This is a genomic window from Neolewinella antarctica (assembly GCF_011927835.1).
GTDB classification, from domain to species: domain Bacteria; phylum Bacteroidota; class Bacteroidia; order Chitinophagales; family Saprospiraceae; genus Neolewinella; species Neolewinella antarctica.
Window position 1 is genome coordinate 387,104 of record NZ_JAATJH010000001.1, and the last position, 20,105, is coordinate 407,208.

The 20,105-nt window shown below is 54.7% G+C and carries 14 protein-coding genes; 3 read left to right on the forward strand and 11 right to left on the reverse strand.

From position 1 onward, the window contains the following. Nucleotides 1-876: 876 nt before the first annotated feature. The 3 genes from GGR27_RS01640 to GGR27_RS01650 form a co-directional block, all read right to left on the reverse strand. The gene (locus GGR27_RS01640) at nucleotides 877-2,142 is read right to left on the reverse strand and encodes a hypothetical protein (protein ID WP_168035656.1); all 1,266 of its coding nucleotides are present in this window, start codon (nucleotides 2,140-2,142) and stop codon (nucleotides 877-879) included. A 335-nt stretch (nucleotides 2,143-2,477) separates the two neighbouring features. Further along, nucleotides 2,478-3,425 carry a restriction endonuclease gene (locus GGR27_RS01645; RefSeq protein WP_168035657.1) on the reverse strand — a complete coding sequence of 316 codons (948 nt, stop codon included), beginning with the start codon at nucleotides 3,423-3,425 and terminating at the stop codon, nucleotides 2,478-2,480. A gap of 259 nt (nucleotides 3,426-3,684) precedes the next feature. Then, nucleotides 3,685-4,935 (reverse strand): dipeptidase, encoded by a 1,251-nt coding sequence (locus tag GGR27_RS01650; protein ID WP_168035658.1) that lies wholly within the window; start codon nucleotides 4,933-4,935, stop codon nucleotides 3,685-3,687. Nucleotides 4,936-5,085: 150 nt separating this feature from the next. Here GGR27_RS01650 and GGR27_RS01655 point away from each other — a divergent pair, with 150 nt between their 5' ends. Further along, nucleotides 5,086-6,534 carry a redoxin domain-containing protein gene (locus GGR27_RS01655; protein ID WP_168035659.1) on the forward strand — a complete coding sequence of 483 codons (1,449 nt, stop codon included), beginning with the start codon at nucleotides 5,086-5,088 and terminating at the stop codon, nucleotides 6,532-6,534. Nucleotides 6,535-6,591: 57 nt separating this feature from the next. Here GGR27_RS01655 and GGR27_RS01660 read toward each other — a convergent pair whose 3' ends face one another. After that, nucleotides 6,592-7,353 carry a hypothetical protein gene (locus GGR27_RS01660; protein WP_168035660.1) on the reverse strand — a complete coding sequence of 254 codons (762 nt, stop codon included), beginning with the start codon at nucleotides 7,351-7,353 and terminating at the stop codon, nucleotides 6,592-6,594. 368 nt (nucleotides 7,354-7,721) lie between these two features. Here GGR27_RS01660 and GGR27_RS01665 point away from each other — a divergent pair, with 368 nt between their 5' ends. After that, nucleotides 7,722-8,408, forward strand: coding sequence for a matrixin family metalloprotease (locus GGR27_RS01665; RefSeq protein ID WP_168035661.1), 687 nt, complete (start codon nucleotides 7,722-7,724; stop codon nucleotides 8,406-8,408). Between the two features lie 25 nt (nucleotides 8,409-8,433). On the opposite strand, the gene GGR27_RS01670 is transcribed toward GGR27_RS01665, so the two are convergent. Genes GGR27_RS01670 through GGR27_RS01680 form a run of 3 tightly spaced genes read right to left on the reverse strand, consistent with a single transcriptional unit; the run spans nucleotide 8,434 to nucleotide 11,507 of the window. Then, nucleotides 8,434-9,606 (reverse strand): HU domain-containing protein, encoded by a 1,173-nt coding sequence (locus tag GGR27_RS01670; RefSeq protein ID WP_168035662.1) that lies wholly within the window; start codon nucleotides 9,604-9,606, stop codon nucleotides 8,434-8,436. Between the two features lie 24 nt (nucleotides 9,607-9,630). Further along, a complete protein-coding gene (locus GGR27_RS01675) occupies nucleotides 9,631-10,632 on the reverse strand; it encodes a succinylglutamate desuccinylase/aspartoacylase family protein (RefSeq protein WP_168035663.1) in 1,002 nt (333 codons plus the stop codon). Beyond that, nucleotides 10,629-11,507: an ATP-grasp domain-containing protein gene (locus GGR27_RS01680; protein WP_168035664.1), complete on the reverse strand. Its 879-nt coding sequence runs from the start codon at nucleotides 11,505-11,507 to the stop codon at nucleotides 10,629-10,631. The genes GGR27_RS01675 and GGR27_RS01680 overlap by 4 nt, the downstream gene beginning before the upstream one ends. Before the next feature lie 73 nt (nucleotides 11,508-11,580). On the opposite strand from GGR27_RS01680, the gene GGR27_RS01685 reads away from it, so the two are divergent. Continuing rightward, a complete protein-coding gene (locus GGR27_RS01685; protein WP_168035665.1) occupies nucleotides 11,581-13,086 on the forward strand; it encodes a maltokinase N-terminal cap-like domain-containing protein in 1,506 nt (501 codons plus the stop codon). A 22-nt stretch (nucleotides 13,087-13,108) separates the two neighbouring features. Here GGR27_RS01685 and ggt read toward each other — a convergent pair whose 3' ends face one another. The 4 genes from ggt to GGR27_RS01705 form a co-directional block, all read right to left on the reverse strand. Further along, a complete protein-coding gene (ggt, locus tag GGR27_RS01690) occupies nucleotides 13,109-14,809 on the reverse strand; it encodes a gamma-glutamyltransferase (protein ID WP_168035666.1) in 1,701 nt (566 codons plus the stop codon). 80 nt (nucleotides 14,810-14,889) lie between these two features. Then, a complete protein-coding gene (locus tag GGR27_RS01695; protein ID WP_168035667.1) occupies nucleotides 14,890-15,798 on the reverse strand; it encodes a DUF72 domain-containing protein in 909 nt (302 codons plus the stop codon). A gap of 74 nt (nucleotides 15,799-15,872) precedes the next feature. After that, the gene (lon, locus tag GGR27_RS01700) at nucleotides 15,873-18,326 is read right to left on the reverse strand and encodes an endopeptidase La (protein ID WP_209037845.1); all 2,454 of its coding nucleotides are present in this window, start codon (nucleotides 18,324-18,326) and stop codon (nucleotides 15,873-15,875) included. 168 nt (nucleotides 18,327-18,494) lie between these two features. Next, nucleotides 18,495-20,024: a SulP family inorganic anion transporter gene (locus GGR27_RS01705; protein WP_168035668.1), complete on the reverse strand. Its 1,530-nt coding sequence runs from the start codon at nucleotides 20,022-20,024 to the stop codon at nucleotides 18,495-18,497. Between the last annotated feature and the right edge of the window lie 81 nt (nucleotides 20,025-20,105).

Genomic DNA, 20,105 nt, shown 5'->3' on the forward strand with positions numbered 1-20,105 from the left:
TCCATCACGCATAATTGGGCCGTCTCTCCTTTGGAGGGTCGGCCCTTCTGCGTTTTGGGAAAGCGTCATAGGTCGTGTCCGTTCGAACTTTGAGCGATAGCGATCACGCTCCTTTGCGTCATCTTGTAATCCGCTCCATCACGCATAATTGGGCCGTCTCTCCTTTGGAGGGTCGGCCCTTCTGCGTTTTGGGAAAGCGTCATAGGTCGTGTCCGTTCGAACTTTGAGCGACAGCGATCACGCTCCTTTGCGTCATCTTGTAATCCGCTCCATCACGCATAATTGGGCCGTCTCTCCTCTGGAGGGTCGGCCCTTCTGCGTTTTGGGAAAGCGTCACTTAGTGGCTTACGTTCGAACTTAGGATCATGGAGATTACGACTTATCAGATACACATCTGATGACCGCCTTTAGCAGCAGTGAAGCTATCTTTTGAAAGTCGCAGCGCAGCGAAGACTTTCAAAAGATGCATCCGACAACCGCCTTCGGCAGTAGCGAAGCTAGGACTGACAACCGAGGTTTTGATTACCTATATCTTCCTTTTTTGATTTGACGAAGATTGCCTAAACTGGTTTCTGCGATGAACACGTTCCAACTACTAATTTGTGCTTCCGTACTAACAAATTAAAGACGCTACTTACTTATCTCGCCCGAGTCAGTTCTAATCGGATGCATCTTTTGAGATTGCGCGCAGGTCGTGCAATTTCAAAAGTTCATCGGATTTGTAACTGATGTTACCCCTTTGTTACTATCAGTTACAAATCCAAGCCTTTACAGCGTTGCAGCTTTCAAGAGATTAATCCGGTGACCGCCTTTGACGGCAGCGAAGCTAGAATTGACATCGACTATTACAATTGCCGGTATTCTCCTAGAAAACCCTCAAAATCCATAACCAACCAACAACAAGACCGCAGAACTGGTATTTTCCACGGGAGCATTGCCCTGCGTTTTGTACTGGTAAAGCAAGCCTAAGTTCGCCTTGCCTACGTTGGTACTCAGGCGCAGGTAGCCACCAAAATCCAGACCGGTGGAGTAAGGGACCCGTAATTCAGGAACGACGATCGGTGCAAACTCGTAGGTGCGGTAGTCGTCGACGTCGAGCAGGAACCCGCTTGCCAGGCCAAACTCGCCGTAGAAAGGGAATTTGCGCTGCAAGATCAGTTTTTTGACGCCTAGGCGCACATCCAGGGAGGAGGCGGACAATTCCAGTGTTTTGGGCTTTTGCTCTCTTTCCGTAAATCCGGTTTTTGATACCGACGAAGCAGTATAGGTTATGGCTAGCCGGATGGAGTAACTGCTGGTGCTTAGCCGTTTAAATTCGAGAAAGCCGCCCGCTGCTGCCGTTGGGGTATTGATGGCGGAGCCCCAGTCAAAGTTTCCCGTGGGGAGACTGATGTAGTTTCGGTACCGAACAATTCCTCCGCCAAGCGTTACGCCCGCATTTAATATAGGCCGATCTTTAGGCAACTGGCGGGTCGGTTCTTCACCCAGGCAATCATAATACGCGGAAAAGAGCTTGAGCAGGGAGCCACGCTCGTACTTCGTACGCCGTAGATCGTTGATCAGCGAGGTGCACTCCCCGAGTACCTCGCTCAGCGTTACTCGATAAGTGAAATCCTGCATGGCCATTAAGCGGCCGTCGGCTTCCCTCCGGTTGTAGTTTCGGTGTCGCAGATACCGGGGGGCTTCCCCGCCTACCCCAGCAAAGTAGCGGACTGGCCCTTTCTTATCCACATACTCGTAGAGCGAGGCCCGGCCACCGACCAATTGGTGTAATGCAGCGCGAACGGAGTCTACCCCGGAAGTTTCCAGGGTATCCGCTAGTTCCGGTCCGTAGGTATCGAAAACAATATCCCGCACCAGGTAACGATTCCCCGCCAGCTCAAAAGCCGTTAATTCGGACAGTGGCAGACGTTGCGTCGGGGCTTCCGCACTGGCGCGAAAGCGTAGTTCGGCCACGTGGTTTCCAATAAAATTAGCGTTGATCTGGCCGTCTTTTCGCACGCCGTCTTCCCCCACGTAATGGCCACTCACCCAGTTATTTTGGGCCTGGAGAGTGCCTGTTAGACTGGTCTCCCAGCCGCGTATGAGGGTGGAGAAGCCCGGCAGAATGAATAAGAGGACGTAGAGTAGGGTGGCTCTCATGGAGTTTGTTTGCTAAGGCATTGGAATACAAAGATGTGTAAATACTATCAATATGCCATATAGTAGTAGAGCATGGAGACCGTTTGGTCTAACTTACGTTAACGACTTTCGTTGACGTCCGTGCCCTCCATCCGTAACCTCGATAAAGAAAAGGTTGCTCAACAATGAATAGGCGCGGTCGCGGGTGCAGTGGTGGTTAGCAGGAGAAAGGTGAAGTGGCGATAGGTTTGTTGATTGTGTCCTGCTAGTTTCTGCGGTACGATCCAGCACGTAAGGAAGTAGCCGGATCGATCTCTGTGTTACTTGCGGCTTTACCATTCGACCGCCCCTACAACTCATACAACATCCCCCTCGAAGTAATCCGTATCCACCCGTTTTAGGTAATACGTTTCTTTGATCGATACGCCAATTCCGTGCTCGATCATGAGGCGGGTGAGTTGCTCACCGTCGATGAGGATAATGCGGTAGTTGACGCGCTCGGCGTATTCCACGGCGGATTTGGCGTAGGAGGAAGTGGTGATGAACACTCCTTTGTGTGCGTCGTGCTGTGCTAGGGCACCAACGAATTTCTGGATTTCCGGCCGGCCGATGGAGGTTTTGTCCCACCGTTTAGCTTGAATGTAGATGCGATCTAACCCCAGGCGGTCCTGGCTGATGATACCGTCGATGCCCCCGTCCTGAGTGGCGGCGGTGACCAAGCCATTCTCCGCCTTCGCACCGCCGTAGCCCATCGCGATGAGAAGGTCGACGACCAGCTGCTCAAAGAATTGGAAGGTGTTAGCCTTTACCCAGCTGAGAAGCTCGGTAGCGAGCGCATTTTCAATGCTTCTGTGCAGCTTGTCCAGCCGGATATCGGGGGTGTCTTCGGTTTTTTCAGGGCTGACCGTTTTCGTTTTATTACCCGTAGTATCCGCTTGTGTCTCCTCCGTATCCACGGAGTGAAACTTAGCAAATTCGTCGGAATACTCGGTCAGAAATTTTATGTCCAGCCGACCTTCCGTAGCAGCCAGAACCTTTCGGCCCCGGTCCGTAATGTTTACCTGGCCACGTGCCGGTTGCGCTACTAGCCCAGCTTTTTTCAGGTAGGTCTTTGACCACCCGATACGGTTAACGTAGGTCAGTTGCTTTCCACTGGGAATGCGCTCGCGCCGCGCCGTCGAACTTAACTCCAGGCGGTCAGCTAGAGAACCATAAAGATCCTGGGTACTCCAGGTTTTTCCATTAGCGAGTTGTTCCAACAATGGACGAAAAAAGGATTGGAAGTCAGGTACATCATCAGTCATGGGGTAGGGCGTTATAGGCTGTTTCAGTTAGGTTGAAGTTGGGGGTTCCTTCCAGAATTTTGACGTGGGTGAGGCTGTATAGTCGGTTTACAAGGAAGGTCGACCTCAGCTTCAGGGGGAATGGTCTAGGTAGTTGGGTTAGTTCAAGATTAGAATTTCACTAATCGATTTTAAAATTCCATTTATGCTATTATACTTGGGAAGGATCGGGAACGGGAACGGGAACGGGAATGCGTTTAAGTAATTAGTTCTGACCAGCTCACCCAGCAACCGCCACCACCGCCCGCCAAACCCGCAACACATTACCCGAGCAAATCTTCTCTATATCCTCATCAGTATATCCGCGTTTGAGCAAGGTGTAAATTAAGTTGGGGTAATCGCTAACGTCCTTCAGCCCGGTGGGCAGGGAATCACCGACACCGTCGAAATCAGAACCGAACCCGACGTGGTCCACGCCGGCTAGTTCGACGACGCGGTCGATGTGGTCGGCTACCATTTCCAGATCGGAGAATGTGGCGGGGAATTCTGTTTCAAAAGCGCTTTCTAGTTCTTCCGTACCCGGGTCTCCGTATTTAGCAATGCCGGCATCGGTCAAGCGCCCCATAAAGACTTCCCGAAGACTATCCTGCCGGCTACGAAGCACGCCGTCGAGGAAAGTGGACCCGAAGTTAATCTGGATCACGCCACCTTCCTGGCCAAGGCGGGTAATCATCTCATCACTCATGTTGCGTTGAAAACCAGGCGTGAAGTAACGGACACTCGAGTGGCTGGCGATCATCGGAACGTCCGTCATCTCCACAACTTGCCAAAATGTGCTGTCGCTGACGTGGCTGATGTCCACCATGATGCCGACGCGGTTCATCTCCCGCACTACTTCGCGGCCGAATTCTGATAACCCGCCGTGGGTACCGGTGGTGTCGTAACTGCTGTCGCAGATAAGGTTGTCCTTCGCGTGGGTGAGGGTGATGTAGCTGATGCCCTTGTCCTTATACTCTTGCACTCGGCTCAACTGATCTTCAATCGGTGAGCCGTTTTCCATGCCCATCGGTAAGCTCATGACGCCTTCCTTAAAATTGGCCACCATCTCGTCCGGAGAATAAGTAATGCGAAAATTATCGGGGTGCGCCTCGGCAATCCCTTTCACCATCGTGATGAGCGAGTCCGCGAGTTTAGGGCTCTCGCCGGGCTGCTCCTGGAGACTGCTGGGGATGTAGATGGACATGAACGGTGCGTCGAGGCCACCTTCCTTCGCCCGCACGTAGTCGAAGTCACCTTCGTCGCTCTGGATGGGGATGGGTAGGAATTCACGACTGAGTTGGAAATTCTTGACCTTGAGGCGGTAGGGTAGGTCGACGTGCCCGTCGGTCAGCAAAAATTGCTGCGCCAACTCGTTGGCGTGGGTGCGGAGTTCGTCGTCGGTGGGTAATCCAGTGCTGGTTGGTGCCTCGGACGCGCAGCCAATGAGGAGGCAGCAGAAGCTGAGTAACGGAAGTAGCGTACGGAAATTCATGCTGGTATAGACTTTTGGGGCGGGTAAGATAACGGACAATCTGGCTGTTAACGATCTTCCAACGTAAAAGGCGGCGAACGCCAGAGTGGGTAACTTTGCCGGCCCTTAGCTTCGTCAACTATCCGCTACACGGATAAAATTTTAACCCCTATGCGTTTAAGCGCCTGTTTCTTGCTCCTTACCTTGTTTTTCTCGTGCGGAGACACGGGCACTGCATTGAATCCTTCGGCGGGTGACGGCGTCAACGACGGTTCTTTAGACAACGCGGAGTCGCCCGACATCCGTTTAACCATTACGAACGTACCGACGGCCGGTGCGCTCTTGATTGGACAGTACATGGATCAGCAATTTCGGGTGGATAGTGCAAGGGTTGAAGGCAACACGGTTATCTTTCAACGGGACGAGCCTTACCCCATCGGGCACTACTACGTCTATTTCACGAACGGTGAGGCCGTGCAACTACTCATTTCTAAAGATCAGACGCTGACCGCCACCGCTGACATGGGTAATTTGGTGGGATCAATGAAAGTTGATGGCAGTGAGGACAACGAACTATTCTACCAAGCACTCGCCGACGAGTCAGACTTACAGCCTGAGTTTAAAGCACTCGCTACTCGCCGGGCAGAATTACGCAACGGCTCGGCCGAATACGTCGCCATGAGGGGCGAACGCGCCGCGCTCGTAGAGAAAAGATCAAGCCACCTGCAAAGCCTCTTCGATCGTGCGCCAAATTCACTCTTCGCAGCGTACAAAAAGGCCGGACAAAATCCCGATCTCAAAACCATCTACACGGCCACGGGCGATTTAGACGAAGCCGCTCAAGTGGCTGACTTTCGATTGCATTTTTGGGACAACGTGAATTTTTCTGACGACCGGCTTCTGCGCACCCCCGTCATTAAAAACAAGCTAAGGCGCTACGTCACGGAATTGACGCCACAAAACGCTGATTCCATTAACCTGGCCGCCGACCGGTTACTGGCCAAGACGGACTACGTCGGAAAATTTTATGAGTTTTTCGCAAACTGGATCGCGCTGCAGTACGAACCCGGTAATTCCACGATTATGGACGCGGAGGCTATCCACGTCCACCTAATCCAAAATTACTTCACGCCGGAGCGCGCCACTTGGTCGGACAGCATGACAATTTACGGGTTGCAGCAGCGCGCGGAAACGATGGCTTATAGCCTCGTCGGTCAGCAGGCGCCGGATATTACCGTTCCCGGGCTGGACGGTCGGGGTGAACGACTTTACGATTTGGAGAAGCCTTACGTCGCCGTGTTTATGTACAACCCAGAATGTCATCACTGCGTCGAAGAGGCTCCCAAGCTGACCGCCCTCTACGATGACCTCAAGGATGAAGTAGATTTCTACGCCATCGCGCTGGATACGGACGACGATAAATGGGAGGACTTTGTCAGGACCCAAAATTTTACGCCCTTCACAAACGTGTTCGACCCCACGAACCGGGCCATCTTCAAAACCTTTTACGTCGATAACACGCCGGAATTATACTTGCTCGGTCCGAATCGGAAGATTGTGGCTAAGAATTTGAAGGTGAGTCAATTATTAGATGCGATAGAGTTACATAAAATTCAATAATTATTGTTCGTGTATACGGCTGTAGATTTATGTCACGTGATTTGTCCTTATCTATATTTAGAGCAAGTAAATCACCTTTAGCCCTAAATGTGTCAGTCGCCCACGGACTGTCCCCCCTGCGTCCGCAAAATTGATTACAATAGTATCTTCGGTTTTAACGGGAAAAGCACTATATCCAAAATTCAGAATGGGGATCATTTTATTATTTAAAAATTCAAGAAAATCTAGTTGAATCTCACCCAAAATATTTGCTCCAAATATGGAGATAACTCTAGGTCTTACCGTATTTCCACTTCTAATTGTAATACCAGCTTTCGCATTGAAATCCGCGTACGTTTTTCGGCGAAAATTTTCTGGAATATCGTACGATAGCACGATACCTCCCGCTACACTAACGATATTCTTTCCATTTATGGTAACTTGTTTGCGAAGAAGAGCGCTTACCCCTGCTGAATGAAAGTAATAGTGATCTTTCGCTATACTTGCTTCCGGTGTATTACTCGAACCTGGTCTTACCAAGAATTTACTAGTTGCCACTCCCGACAATTGATAACGGATACCAATTAAAAGGTTGGTTGATGTGGTCAAAGAATGCACTCTAGAAAGGCCGACGTGACCTCCGGTGAAACTAGTTATGCGATCTTTAATATCCTCACTGACAGAAGGGCGGTCGGCAACTTGTAAATAGAAATTTGAGACACCGAGTTCAGCTTGAAAATACCCTTTGGTAAGGTCATTACTCTGGGCTAACATCTTCTGAGCGCCTACTGACAAAACCGCTACAGTTAGAAATAAGAACTTGAGCTGGATCAATTTCATATCAACTACTTGAATTTTACGAAGGAAAGTGTTCGGTTCAAATCTGCTGTGCCCGAGCTTAGTGCAAGCGTATGTCAGTTTGAAAAGCAGAAACGAAGTTAAGCCGAGAAACAGGCAAATCTCGTTACTGGTATACTCGCTACTAACTAATATATGTATTTTACCCAATGCATGCAACCTGCATAGGTAAAATATCTTCTTCGCATAGAAACAACCTGAAGGACCGAGCCATCTTCAAAACCTTTTACTTAGACAATACGCCCGGTCTGTGCCTGCTCAGTAGAAATCGGAATGTCGTAGCCAAAGAATCAGTGGTCAATCACTTACCAGATGGAATTCGACTACTTAAATCTCAGTCTTAAATAATTATGAGAAACGCCTTCTTAGTTTTAGCTACGGCAATACTCATCAGTTCCTGCGGGGACGATAACGAGGAACCCATCTCCTACCGCCCCTGCAACGACCGGCTTTCCAGTTGCTTCGGAAGTAGCGATGGCGAATACTGTACGTTTGGCTATAAATGGGGTGACAACAACCCTTTTGCGGTTTCGGGGATCGAGGCCGACGGACCCAAGTTAACGGGAGGAACGATTACCTACAGTTTTCAGGAGGCGGGCGTTATATTTAACACCCACTCACAAAGCGAAGTCATTAGTAGTACGCTCGATTTGATAATGGTTTGTTCCGCCAGGGAACAGGTCAATAGAGCGTTGCTTGCTTGGCAGGCCGTGGCGGACCTAGTTTTCGAAGAAGTCGGCTCCACGGATCAAAGTGACCTAAGATTTTTTGCCGCCGACATTGAGCAAGGCGGTCTGGGTTACCCGAACTACGACGATGATTTTTGTAGAAACCTTGCGGGCCAGGTTATATTTGACGTACCCACCGGCCGCCAAAACTGCGATCAATTCTATAACCTAGCCTTACACGAAATAGGCCACGCGCTCGGTCTGGGCCACGTCAGTAGCGACAACATCATGAGTACCAATTTCTCGAACGACGTCACCGAATTACAACCCGGCGACGTTGCGGGTATTAGATCAATCTACGGCGAGTAGTTGCTGGCTGTCCGCCCGGCGCTTGTTACTTGATGCGCTCCCCATTAACGTACATCACGAAAGCCTCCGTCGCAAATTGCTCCCGGACACGGGCCAACACTCCATCACGTTCCGCTAAGGTTCGGTAGCTCGTCTCGACGCCGATGCGCGTATACCGCCCAGCCGGCCGGGTGAAGGGTTTGAACCCAGCCTGCTCGATGCGCAATACGTTTTTCTCAACGTTGGACTGATTACCGAAAAGTCCGGTCGCGATGAGGGCGACGTTGACACCGTCGGCAGGAACATTGCTCTTTTCAATTTCCCCTGCACCCGCGGCCGCGCCCGAATTACTTAGTGGTGGTGTCGAACTAGTCTCCGAACGAGATAAGTCAGCCGATGAAACTGCCGGAGTTGCAGTGACTGATGATTGATTGCGGCGGGCGGCGTTCAACCGAGGTGCCGGAGCCGGGGCAACATCACGCGCCGGCGTGGAGGTAGTAGCGGGCTTACGGGGGACCGTGCGGACGACGGGAGCTTCCGTACGCACGCCATCTGGCTTCGTTACGGGTCGACGCGGATTTTCGACCACCGCCCCACCCACGGCGCCAAACAGCCGGAGCAGCGCCCAGAGCACGAGCAGCACCAATGCGCCCATGATCACGTACCAACCTTCCTTGGGCAACCGTTCCCGCCAGCTAGCCGGGCCCGGGGGTGGGGTAGGGGGGACGGCGATAGTTTGGTCCACCGCGCTGAAATTGGTGGCAACGAGCGGATCGGCGGAGGCATCCCGGTCGCGGCGATTGATGGGGTTGAATGCCACGCGTGGCAGACCAAAATTGTGCTTCGAAAGCCCTTCCCCCGTCGAGGCAAAAGTGATCTTGCCGTCAAACTGTTTAAACAGGCGGCCCACTCCGGTGAGTTCGACGCTTTGTCCCTTGTCCAATTTGGAGCTGACCGCCGCCACGTACTCATCCATGCTTGTCTCCGCGGCCGGACGCAGCAAGCCTTTTTTTTCAACGAGGGTCCGTAAGAGGCGACCGTCGTTGACGATCAGATTGTCGTTGAATACGACCCGGGCGGAGGGTGGAATTATTTGGCGGTCGGCCCCGGAGAGTACCGCGGCGTGGTTCTCACGAATTAAAGTGCCGAGACCGGGCAGGGCCACGCGACCATCGTCGACCAAAACTTCCCGCAACGTGGCCTCAATTAAATTCGACATTGGACAAATCTACGTCATTCCGCCCTACTCCTTCGCTGCAACTCCGGCCTCCGCTGGTGGGGGCGTGACGTAGCCAATGTGGAACAAGGCATCCCCCTGCGATACTACCGCGGCGTTGGCGTGGCCGATCATGAACCCGTCGCGCGGGCAAAGGACACGTTTGGGCGGGAGTTTACCGCGTGGGTCCGCAATTACACCCAGGGGCTCACCCTTGCGCACGGGAAATCCACTCTTCTTCGACCACTGGAACAGGCCGGCCCGGCCCGCACGAACCCACACGCTGGCCGTCACCAATACCGGCGGTTTCAGTTTATCCTGCGGGGTGTCGGCTAGCATTCCTTGGGTCTGAAGCAACCTTTTTACGCCGGCGATGCCGACGTCGATGCTCAGCGCATCGTAGCGCATGTTCTCGCCACCCTCGTAGGTAAGTACGGGCAAGTCGAGGTGTTTGAAGGCGGAGCGGCGGAGGGATTTCGCCGGGGGGCGATTACTCAGGATCAACGGTGCGCCGAACGAACGGGCCGCCGCACCGGCACGCGCGTCGTCGGTGTTGTACCGGATCTGGGGGTAGTTGTAGGTTCCGCGCCCGCCGGTGTGAAAATCCACGACGAGGTCTGCGTGGGGCAGGATGTTTTTACTGAGGCCGTATGCGATCCGGCTGGCGAGCGACCCTTTTTGGGTCCCGGGGAAGCTGCGGTTCACGTCCTTGCCGTCGTGCACGTTCCGGCTGAGGTTGTTGAACCCGTAGACGTTGAGGAGCGGTACGGCGATGACCGTACCCGTGATCAAGTTTTTAAAAATATCCTGATCTAAGCACCGACGGACGATCTCGACACCGTTGATTTCATCGCCGTGGATGCCCGCGAGAAACAGCACGGTTGGCCCCGGGGTATAGGCACGAAAGACGTGTGCGAGGATGGAAACTTTGTTGCCACTGGGTAACTGGCCGGCTACGATTTCTACCTCGCCGGACTGCCCCGGGAAAAACTCACCACCGGCGATCATTAGTGGTTGGATGTCGCTCATGCCTTAGTTTTCTTGATCGCGTATTCAATAATTTCTCCGGCGACATCCTGGCCGGTCGTCGTTTCTATCCCTTCCAGTCCGGGGCTTGCGTTGACCTCCACAATTAAGTAACCTTCGTTGCTGGGGATGAGGTCGACGCCGGCGATTTCTACGTTAAGCACGGCGGCGGCGCGGAGGACGATGAGCTGGTCTGCCTCCGACAGAGTGATGGGCAGCGCACTCGCACCCAGGTGCATGTTGGCGCGGAATTCTCCGTCGGTAGCCCGCCGCTGCATCGTTGCGACGATTTGGTTGCCAACGACGAAAGCCCGCACGTCAGTCCCCTGACTTTCCGCAACGTATTCCTGAAGAATGACGCGGCTTTGCGAATCGATGAACCGCCGCGCGATTTTTTCCAGCTGGAGCAAATTGTGAGCGAGCGCTACGCCTTCGCCGTGGGTGCCTTCCAGCATTTTGACGACGATGGGGTAGTCGCCCAACCGGAGGGCCGCCAGTCTTACTTCCCGCAGATTAAAGCACAGTATGGTCGTGGGGACCGGTAAACCCGCCTTCGCCAGGGCCTGTAAGCTGCCCATTTTATCCCGGGCGAGGAGGAGCCCGTCGGCGCTCATCGTGTGGGGCACGCTCATGGTATCCAACTGGCGGAGGAGGGACGCGCCGCGCACGGTCATGTTCGCGCCGATGCGGGGCACGACGACCGTCGGGGTGCGCAGCGGTTGGCCGTCGTAGAGTAAACAGTGGCGGCCAGCCTCCAGGGCGGGGTTGCAAAAAGCGTGGTCGATCACTTCGACGGTATGGCCGCGGGCCTCACCGGCTGCGACGATCCTGGAGGTGCTGTACAGCGTGGGGCCGCGGGAAAAGACGGTAATGCGCATTGGGTGGGCTTAGAGTCGACAAAGATGACTTTATTGTGCTGGATAATAAAGCCTCCCCCACATTTAACCCCTTATGCAGACACCCGCCCCGTTGACCGAACGCTTCACGTCGCCCTCCTTCAAATCCTCCTTCGCAAATGCCCTGCCCGGCTACCTGCCCACCCAGCGGTGGTTTACTAGCAAGGGGAAGAAGATTGACGAGTGCCACGTCGAGCGCGTGCTGCGCGTTACGGACGCGGCCGCGCTGCTGGTGGTTCGGGTGGATTTTGCCGACGGCTCGACGGAAATGTACCAGATGCCGGTTGCGCAACTTACCACTACCCACGACCAAATGCAGTACACGAAGGCTCACCCTGGCTTAGTCATGCTGCAAGTACCGGGCGGTCCTTTCCTGGTCGATGCCGTGCCCACCGCTGCTTTTCGGGCGGCCATTTATGAGATGATCCGGTCGGAAGCCGTGACGAATCAGGGCCTGCGCTGCGACGCCGGTAAGCTGCTGCGCACTGCACCCGCGACCGCGCCCAGCGTTGTGCCCGCGATTGACACCAGCAACACGGCCATCGTGTACAACGATCAATTTTTCTTCAAGCTATTTCGCAAATTGGATAAGGGCCTCAACCCCGATTTGGAACTGGTGCGCTATCTGTCGGAACGGGCTGACTTTCAGCACTGCCCGCCCTACGGAGGTAGTATTGGAATCGGCCAAATGCACGACGCCGACTACCTCAACCTCGGTATGATGAGCGGTAAGGTGGACAACGACGGCGATGCCTGGGAGTATTTTCAGGGCCTGACCGAACGCTACTACACGCACGGTGGCACGGTGGACCGCGAGACCCTGGACCGCGCCGAACTATTGGGCAAAAGGACCGCGGAAATGCACCTGAAATTAGCGAGGGGCGCGGACGCGGGTGCCATGCTGACCCCGGAAGCGATGAGCCCGGACTACCGCACCGAAATCACCGCCGCCGCCCGCAAACTCCTCAACCGGCAGATGGGGGAGCTAGCCGATAAGCTACCCGGTCTCACGCCGGAGCAACGGAGTTTGGCAAAAAAGGTCCTCGGCCTGAAGGATCAGCTTGACGATAAACTACAGCGGCTGGCAACGAAGCCGATGGATCTCGACTTGATCCGGATTCACGGAGATTACCACCTGGGCCAGGTGCTCGTGACGGCGCACGATTTTTACATCATCGACTTTGAAGGCGAACCCCTGTTGTCCATCCCCGAACGCCGCCGCAAACGCCCGGCGCTGAAGGACGTCGCCGGTATGGTGCGCTCTTTTCACTACGCCGCCCGTGGGCAATTGCTGCTCAACCCCAAATATTCCGACGACCAGAAAGCAGCACACGCCGCCCGCGGGGAACGCTGGTTTAAGGAAGTTTCCGAAGCTTATTTAGCCGCCTATTTCGCTGAATGCGGTCTGGCCAGTTTTCTACCGAAAAATGAAGAAGACCGCAGTTTACTTTTGGACTTGTTCATTCTCGAAAAGGCGATCTATGAAGTGGCCTACGAACTGAATAGCCGACCGGAATGGTTGAGTATTCCGCTGAGTGGCGTGCTTGGCGTGGCGGAATAACGGGGCTGGTTCGGGCGAATAATTAATACCCGGCGACGTCATCGTCGGGGTTGCGGGAGTCACCGGCAGCGACGATGGTTCCGTCATCGTTTACCAGCAGTGCTTTGATGACCGCCATGGCGTTTACTTCCTTGAGGCCGTGGCCCATGGCTTGTAGTTGTTTTTTCACTTCGGGGGAAAATGTATTCGGCTCGTAGAGTATTTGGTCGGGTAACCACTGGTGGTGGAAGCGCGGCGCGGCAACGGCGTCCGGCAGCGTCATGTCAAATTCCGCGACGTTCAGAAACGTTTGCAGCACGGCGGTGATGATGGTCGAGCCACCCGGCGCGCCGAGCACCATGAAGAGACGACCGTCCTTCTCAATGATGGTAGGCGTCATGCTCGATAGCATTCGCTTACCCGGCGCAATCGCGTTGGCTTCCTTCCCGACGAGGCCAAACATGTTCGGGACGCCGGGTTTGGCGCTGAAATCATCCATCTCGTTGTTGAGGAAAAAGCCGGCTCCGTCCACCATTACTTTGCTACCGTAGTTACCATTAAGCGTGGTGGTGATCGACACGGCGTTACCCAGGCTATCGATGATGCTGATGTGGGTAGTTTCAAAAGTTTCCTTCTGTAGGGTCAGGCCCATTTCCACGTTCGAACTCTGGCTGGCGGAATCCGGGTTAAAGTCGGACATTCGACTGGCCAAATAAACATCGTCGAGGAGACTATCCTGGGGGATCGGGTAGAAATCCGCGTCTCCGAGGTATTCGGCGCGGTCCGCGTACGCACGGCGCATCACTTCGGTGATAAGGTGTACGGAGGCGGCCGAGTGAAAGCCGTACTCCCCCAGAGGGAATCCCTCCAGCATCTCGACCATTTGCGCCAGCGCAACGCCGCCGCTACTGCTGGGCGGCATGGAGATCAGGCGGTAATTTTTGTAGTCTTTGGTGATCGGTTCGCGCCAGGAGACTTCGTAGTCCGACAGATCTTGTGCGGTAATGAGTCCGCCCCCGGATTGCATTTCGGCTACGAACAGCGCCGCCGTTTCCCCCCGATAAAAACCGTCTTTGCCGCCGTCGCGAATGCGGGTCAGCGTAGCGGCCAGGTCCGGTTGGCTGACGAGCGCACCGGTGGTGAGTGTCGTATCGGAGAAGGCGGTGAACTCATTAAACTCCGTAAAATCGTCGTGGTAGCGTTTTAGCCGGCCAATTTCCGCTGCGCTGAGTCGAAAGCCATTCGTAGCCAAATCGATGGCGGGCTGGACCAGACTCGCCCAGGGGAGAGAACCGTTGCGATCGTACATCGCCTGGATGCCCGCAACCGTGCCCGGAACGCCAACTGCCCGGTGGCCGCGGGTGCTGAGGTCGGCAATGACGTTGCCGTCCCCGTCAAGGTACATATCCCGGGTAGCTGCCGCGGGGGCTCTTTCGCGGTAGTCGAGTGAGGAGACTTCTCCGTCGGCGGAGCGGTAGACGAGAAAACCACCTCCGCCCAGGTTGCCCGCGCGGGGGTAGACAACCGCCATGGCGAACTGCATCGCCACGGCTGCGTCGGTTGCATTACCACCCCTGCGCAGAACCGAGAGACCTACCTCGGTCGCCAGGGGGTGTGGGCCGACAATGCCAGCGGTGGCGAAGTTGGCCGTCTTTTGTGCCTCGTAGTCAAGTACGTTATCGGGCTCGGTACGACAAGCGGTAATGACGAGAAGCAGGAAAAAAAAGTAACTAGTTTTGACCATGACGGAAAGATAGTGTTATCCCACCCTAAAGTTCCTGACTACCTCGGCAATTCAACGGTTAGATAAGATAGTTGGCTCCCTCAAAAAAGGCTTTGCTGCCCGAGCTCACTCAAGTCTTTGGGTCCGCGCGTTTCGGCAAAGTCCATCTCCGCCAGATGATCCGCGAACCAGGCGCTTGCGTCCGGTGCCAACACGTTTTCCGGCTCGTGGGGGAAAAAGTAGGTCTCTGGCAAATTCCACTCTTTAATCTTATCGCCCCACTCGCCGAGCCTAGTGTAATCCGAATCGATCAGGCCGTTACCCACGAAGCGGACCATCGTGCGTGGTGCGGTAACGTAGTTATGCAAAACGTCCCTTCTACCCGAGACGTCGGTGATTACCGCGGCCACGCCCCGCGCGGCCAGGGCATCCATGAGGGCTTCGGTGGCAAAGGGGTCGGTGAACCAGCTTTCGTGCCGGACTTCGACGGCCAGGGGCAGTAGACGTGGCCAGCGGTCCAACAAGGTTTTGAGCTGATCCAGCCGCGAGGCATCAAAATAAGGGGGGAGTTGGGCGAAAGCGCAGCCCATTTTCTCGCCCATGCCGTCGAGCGCGGCCACAAAGGCCGTCAGATGACCCTGCTGGTGGCCGAAGTCGTTGCGGTGGCTGATGTGTTGGGGTAGTTTCGGGCAGAAGCGAAAGTTGGCCGGGACGGCTTCGACCCAGCGCGCGACGAGGTCCGCGTCCGGAATGCGGTAGTGCGTAGTATTCAACTCGATCGTGTTGAATTGCTTGCCGTACTCCCGCAGGTAGTCCACCGTTTTGGTCCCCTTTGGGTACCACTTTCCGACCCACTCTTTCATGCTCCAGCCCGTCGCGCCGAGGTAGACGTGCGGCTTGCCCTGACCCTCACCGAGTTCGAATCGATCGAGCCTCGCCGGATTTGCGAGTGGCTCAACGGGTAGTTCGTAGTGGACTTTACTGGGGTCGGCGGCGGCTCCAAATTTCATGGGGGGAATCTTTAAAAGTTGTGGACTGTTGGTAGCAGTTGCTGCGGGTCGGCCAGACGGGCTGCCTTACTTTACTAAGCGGGTAATGCCATCGCCAGCACGTCATCGAAAGTCCGGGCAAAATTAGCGTTGATCCCCGCCTTAATGTAGTCATCTAATTCTTCCCAATCGCGCCGGTTTTCCTCCGGAAAGATCAAATTTTCGATCCCCACGCGCCGTGCGCCGATTGTTTTTTCCTTGACGCCGCCGATGGGGAGCACCCGTCCGGTTAGGGTGAGTTCACCGGTCATCGCCAGACTGTCCTGCGGTGCCTGACCGGTGGCGAGCGTGTAGAAAGCCAGTGCCATGGTGATGCCCGCGCTGGGGCCATCCTTCGGCGTGGCTCCGGCGGGTACGTGCAGGTGGACTTGGTGGGTATCGAAGTAGTCGCGGCCTTCCTTGCTCAGCAGCGATTTGACGTAACTCAGCGCAATTTGGGCTGACTCCTTCATCACGTCGCCCAGTTGGCCGGTTAGTTTGAAACCGCCCTTCTCGTCCGGGATGCCCCGCGCTTCGATGTAAAGTGTAGTGCCGCCCATTGTCGTGTAGGCTAAGCCCAGAACTACGCCGGGTGAGGGTTTTTCATAAAGTTGCTCCGTCCGGAAGCGGGGTTTGCCGAGCATTTCCTCCACGAGCTGAGGCGTGACGACAAAACTGTGCTCGTCGTGCTCCGCTTCCCGCAGGACGAGTTTCCGGATGATTTTCCGAATCTGCTTTTCTAAATTCCGCACCCCGGCTTCCCGCGCGTAGCGGTCGATCATGTAGTGCAAGGCTTCTTCTTCAAACTCGACTTCGTCGCTCGCAAATCCGTGTTCCTTCAACTGCTTCTTCACGAGGTACCGCTTGGCGATTTCCAACTTCTCTTCCAGCACGTAGCCGCTCAGGCGGATGACTTCCATGCGATCCAGGAGTGCCCCGGGGATCGTATCCAGTTGGTTGGCCGTGCAGATGAACAGAACGTTAGAAAGATCGAAGGGCGCGTCTAGGTAGTTGTCGACAAAGGTCTCGTTTTGCTCCGGGTCCAGTACTTCCAGTAGGGCCGAGGCCGGGTCGCCCTGGCTGCCGGAGCTGATTTTGTCGATCTCGTCGAGCATGATGACGGGGTTGCTCGTCTCGGTACGTTGCAATGCCTGGATAAGCTTACCGGGCAACGCCCCGATGTACGTTCTTCGGTGTCCCTTAATTTCGGCCTCGTCGCGCATCCCGCCCACGCTGAATCGGTAAAATTTCCTGCCTAGCGACTTAGCGACGCTCTGACCAATACTTGTTTTACCCACCCCCGGAGGACCGACCAGACAAATGATCGACCCGGCCACGGAACTGCGCTTGAGAATGGTCGCCAGAAATTCAAGGATGTTGTCCTTCACGTCCGTCAGGCCGTAGTGCTGTTCGTCCAAAATTTCTCGCGCCTCCGCAATGGAGTTGGCATCTGGCGTGAAAATACCCCACGGCAAGGCGGCGAACGTTTCCAGGTAATTCCGGGTGACGTTAAACTCCGGGGACTGGGCGTTCAGCGTCCTGAGTTTACTTAGTTCCCGGTCAAACAATTCTCGTGCTTCCTGCGGGACGGTCTTTCCTTCCAGCGACTGCACGATTCGTTCGGTAATCGTTTCCCCATCCTCTTTTTCGTCGCCGAGTTCCCTGCGGATGGCTTTGAGTTGCTCACGCAGAAAATACTCTTTCTGTTTATCCGCTACTCCTTCTTCGATCTTTTTATTGATGCGCGACTGGATTTTCGCGACGGCCAACTCGTCCTTGATGATGGCCAGGACGAGTTCGGCGCGCTTACGGACGTCCCAAGTATCGAGTAACTCCTGAAGCTTTTCTTTCTCGGAGTTAATCAGGTTACTCACGATGTCCATCGTTTGCCCCGGCTGCTCGTAATTGAGCTGGCTGACCACCAAGTTCACCTGCTCTTTGAAGAGTGGATTTAGCGCAAGTAGCTGTCGAATGTCCGAGCTGATGGCCAGCATGTAGGCTTTCAATTCCTGATCGGGTTTTGTCTTGGGCTGGTTATCGTAGGAGACACGCCACCTCAGTTGCGGCTCGGTTTGCACGACGCGCTCCCGCCGGAAACGCTTGATGGGGGTAATGATGACCTGGGTCCCCTGCGGGCCCATATCGATCACCTTCATGATCTGGCATACGACGCCCACACTGTGGTATTCACTTTCTCGATAGTCGTCACCGTGCTCTTCTTTTACCAGGACAATGCCGACGTAGCCGTCGTGCTGCTCGACGGCTAACTTCAGCGAAATCAACAGTGGCGCGCCACTAAAACCGATCGGCAAAGCCATGCCCGGGAAAATAGGTCGTTGATCGACCGGAAGAATAGTGAGCAGTTGGGGGAGGGTAGGGTCGACTAATTCCATCGAGACGCTTTCAAAAGCTTGTTGGATGGTTTCGTCGCTGAAATCAATGTCTTCGTTCATGTATTCTTTCTGGTCGGTGACTGGAGCCCACCGACGCAAAAGCGGGGCGGCGGTCATTAGCTATACTAATCCGGGACGCGCAATGTTCATGGTTTGCGGGGCAATTACCGTGCATCCACTGGGCAAGTTACCTCACGTGTTCTCGTGACAAAACCCGGTGATAGCTCGCTGCGGTGGTTTAACTGAATTAAAGCAGTGCGAATTGACCTTCAAAGTAAAAGGGCATCAAACGAAGTCCGTCATCACCTTGTAATTCGGATCTTCGGCCACGTTGACGTCGATGATTTCGTCGGCCTTGTTGAGTAGTTTGCGGGAGTCAGGAGACAAATGCTTGAGCACGACTTTCTTGCCAACTTTTGCGTAGCGCTCCGTAATCTTGTTGAGCGCCTCGATCGCGGACATGTCGACCACTTTAGATTCCATAAAGTCGATGATGATGTTGTCCGGGTCGCCGAGCACGTCGAATTTGCTGTTAAACGTCGTCACGGAACCAAAAAACAGCGGTCCGTAAATCTCGTAATGCTTTACGCCGTGTTCGTCAATCCGCTTACGGGCGCGAATCATCTCCGCGTTTTTGTAGGCAAAGACCAGGGCCGCGATCACTACGCCGACGAGCACGGCCAACGCCAAGTTGTGCAGGAACACCGTGATCAACGTCACGACCAACATCAGAAAAATGTCCCACTTGGGCATCTTGCCGAACGTACGCAGACTCGCCCACTCGAAGGTGCCAATGGCAACCATAATCATGATGCCCGTGAGCGCCGCCATGGGCAACTGCTCGATCAAACTAGCGCCGAACATGATGAAAACCAGCAGCATTACGGCCGCCACGATACCGGAAAGGCGCGCACGCGCACCCGAAGAAATATTGATCAGGCTCTGGCCAATCATCGCGCAACCACCCATGCCGCCGGTGAAGCCACTCAGAATATTAGCCGCTCCCTGCGCCAGTGCTTCCTTGTTGCCGCGACCACGCGTTTCGGTAATTTCGTCAATGATGTTCAAGGTCAGCAGGCTTTCAATCAAACCGACGCCCGCTACGATCAGCGAGTAGGGGAAGATCACTTGCAGCATCTCCCAAGTCAGGGGGACCTGCGGTAATTTTGGCCAGGGGAAATCGCCCTGAATCGGTGCGATGTCACCAACGGTTCTGGTGTCGATGCCAAAAGCATAGACGATACCGAAAACGACCAGGATGCCGGCCAGGCCCGAAGGAAACTTCTTGGTCAGCTTAGGTAAGCCCCACATAATCAGCATGGTGAGACCCACGAGCCCCAGCATCGTCAACAATGCTTCGCCATTCAGCCAGTCTCCCGTTGCGTCCTGGAATTGTGGGAGTTGCGCCATGAAGATGACGATCGCCAGTCCGTTCACGAAACCAAAAACAACGGGGTGGGGGACGAGCCGCATTAATTTGCCGAGCTTCAGCACGCCGGCAATCATCTGTAAAATTCCAGCGAGGATCACGCAGGCGAAAATATACTCCGGCCCGTGGCTGATGGCCAGTGCGGTGATGACCACCGCAACGGCACCGGTTGCCCCGGAGATCATCCCCGGGCGACCACCAAAAACAGCCGTCACCAGGCCCATCACGAACGCGGCGTAAAGTCCGATCAGCGGATCGAGGCCGGCGATCAGGGCGAAAGCTACGGCCTCCGGGATGAGGGCCAGGGCAACGGTTAATCCGGAAAGAATTTCCGTTCGGTAATCGATCTTTTGACTAAAATCGAAAAAATTCAGGTGCTTGATCATGCGTCGGTGGGGGTGTGCCGGGCGCGCTTCGCGGGTCGATCGTCGATTCCTGCGCTGGCCCTTTACTTAAAAATGGCGCAA

Coding starts and splice junctions, on each gene's coding strand:
- GGR27_RS01640 (WP_168035656.1), bottom strand. CDS start 2,142: ATGAGAGCCACCCTACTCTACGTCCTCTTATTCATTCTGCCGGGCTTC.
- GGR27_RS01645 (WP_168035657.1), bottom strand. CDS start 3,425: ATGACTGATGATGTACCTGACTTCCAATCCTTTTTTCGTCCATTGTTG.
- GGR27_RS01650 (WP_168035658.1), bottom strand. CDS start 4,935: ATGAATTTCCGTACGCTACTTCCGTTACTCAGCTTCTGCTGCCTCCTC.
- GGR27_RS01655 (WP_168035659.1), top strand. CDS start 5,086: ATGCGTTTAAGCGCCTGTTTCTTGCTCCTTACCTTGTTTTTCTCGTGC.
- GGR27_RS01660 (WP_168035660.1), bottom strand. CDS start 7,353: ATGAAATTGATCCAGCTCAAGTTCTTATTTCTAACTGTAGCGGTTTTG.
- GGR27_RS01665 (WP_168035661.1), top strand. CDS start 7,722: ATGAGAAACGCCTTCTTAGTTTTAGCTACGGCAATACTCATCAGTTCC.
- GGR27_RS01670 (WP_168035662.1), bottom strand. CDS start 9,606: ATGTCGAATTTAATTGAGGCCACGTTGCGGGAAGTTTTGGTCGACGAT.
- GGR27_RS01675 (WP_168035663.1), bottom strand. CDS start 10,632: ATGAGCGACATCCAACCACTAATGATCGCCGGTGGTGAGTTTTTCCCG.
- GGR27_RS01680 (WP_168035664.1), bottom strand. CDS start 11,507: ATGCGCATTACCGTCTTTTCCCGCGGCCCCACGCTGTACAGCACCTCC.
- GGR27_RS01685 (WP_168035665.1), top strand. CDS start 11,581: ATGCAGACACCCGCCCCGTTGACCGAACGCTTCACGTCGCCCTCCTTC.
- ggt (WP_168035666.1), bottom strand. CDS start 14,809: ATGGTCAAAACTAGTTACTTTTTTTTCCTGCTTCTCGTCATTACCGCT.
- GGR27_RS01695 (WP_168035667.1), bottom strand. CDS start 15,798: ATGAAATTTGGAGCCGCCGCCGACCCCAGTAAAGTCCACTACGAACTA.
- lon (WP_209037845.1), bottom strand. CDS start 18,326: ATGACCGCCGCCCCGCTTTTGCGTCGGTGGGCTCCAGTCACCGACCAG.
- GGR27_RS01705 (WP_168035668.1), bottom strand. CDS start 20,024: ATGATCAAGCACCTGAATTTTTTCGATTTTAGTCAAAAGATCGATTAC.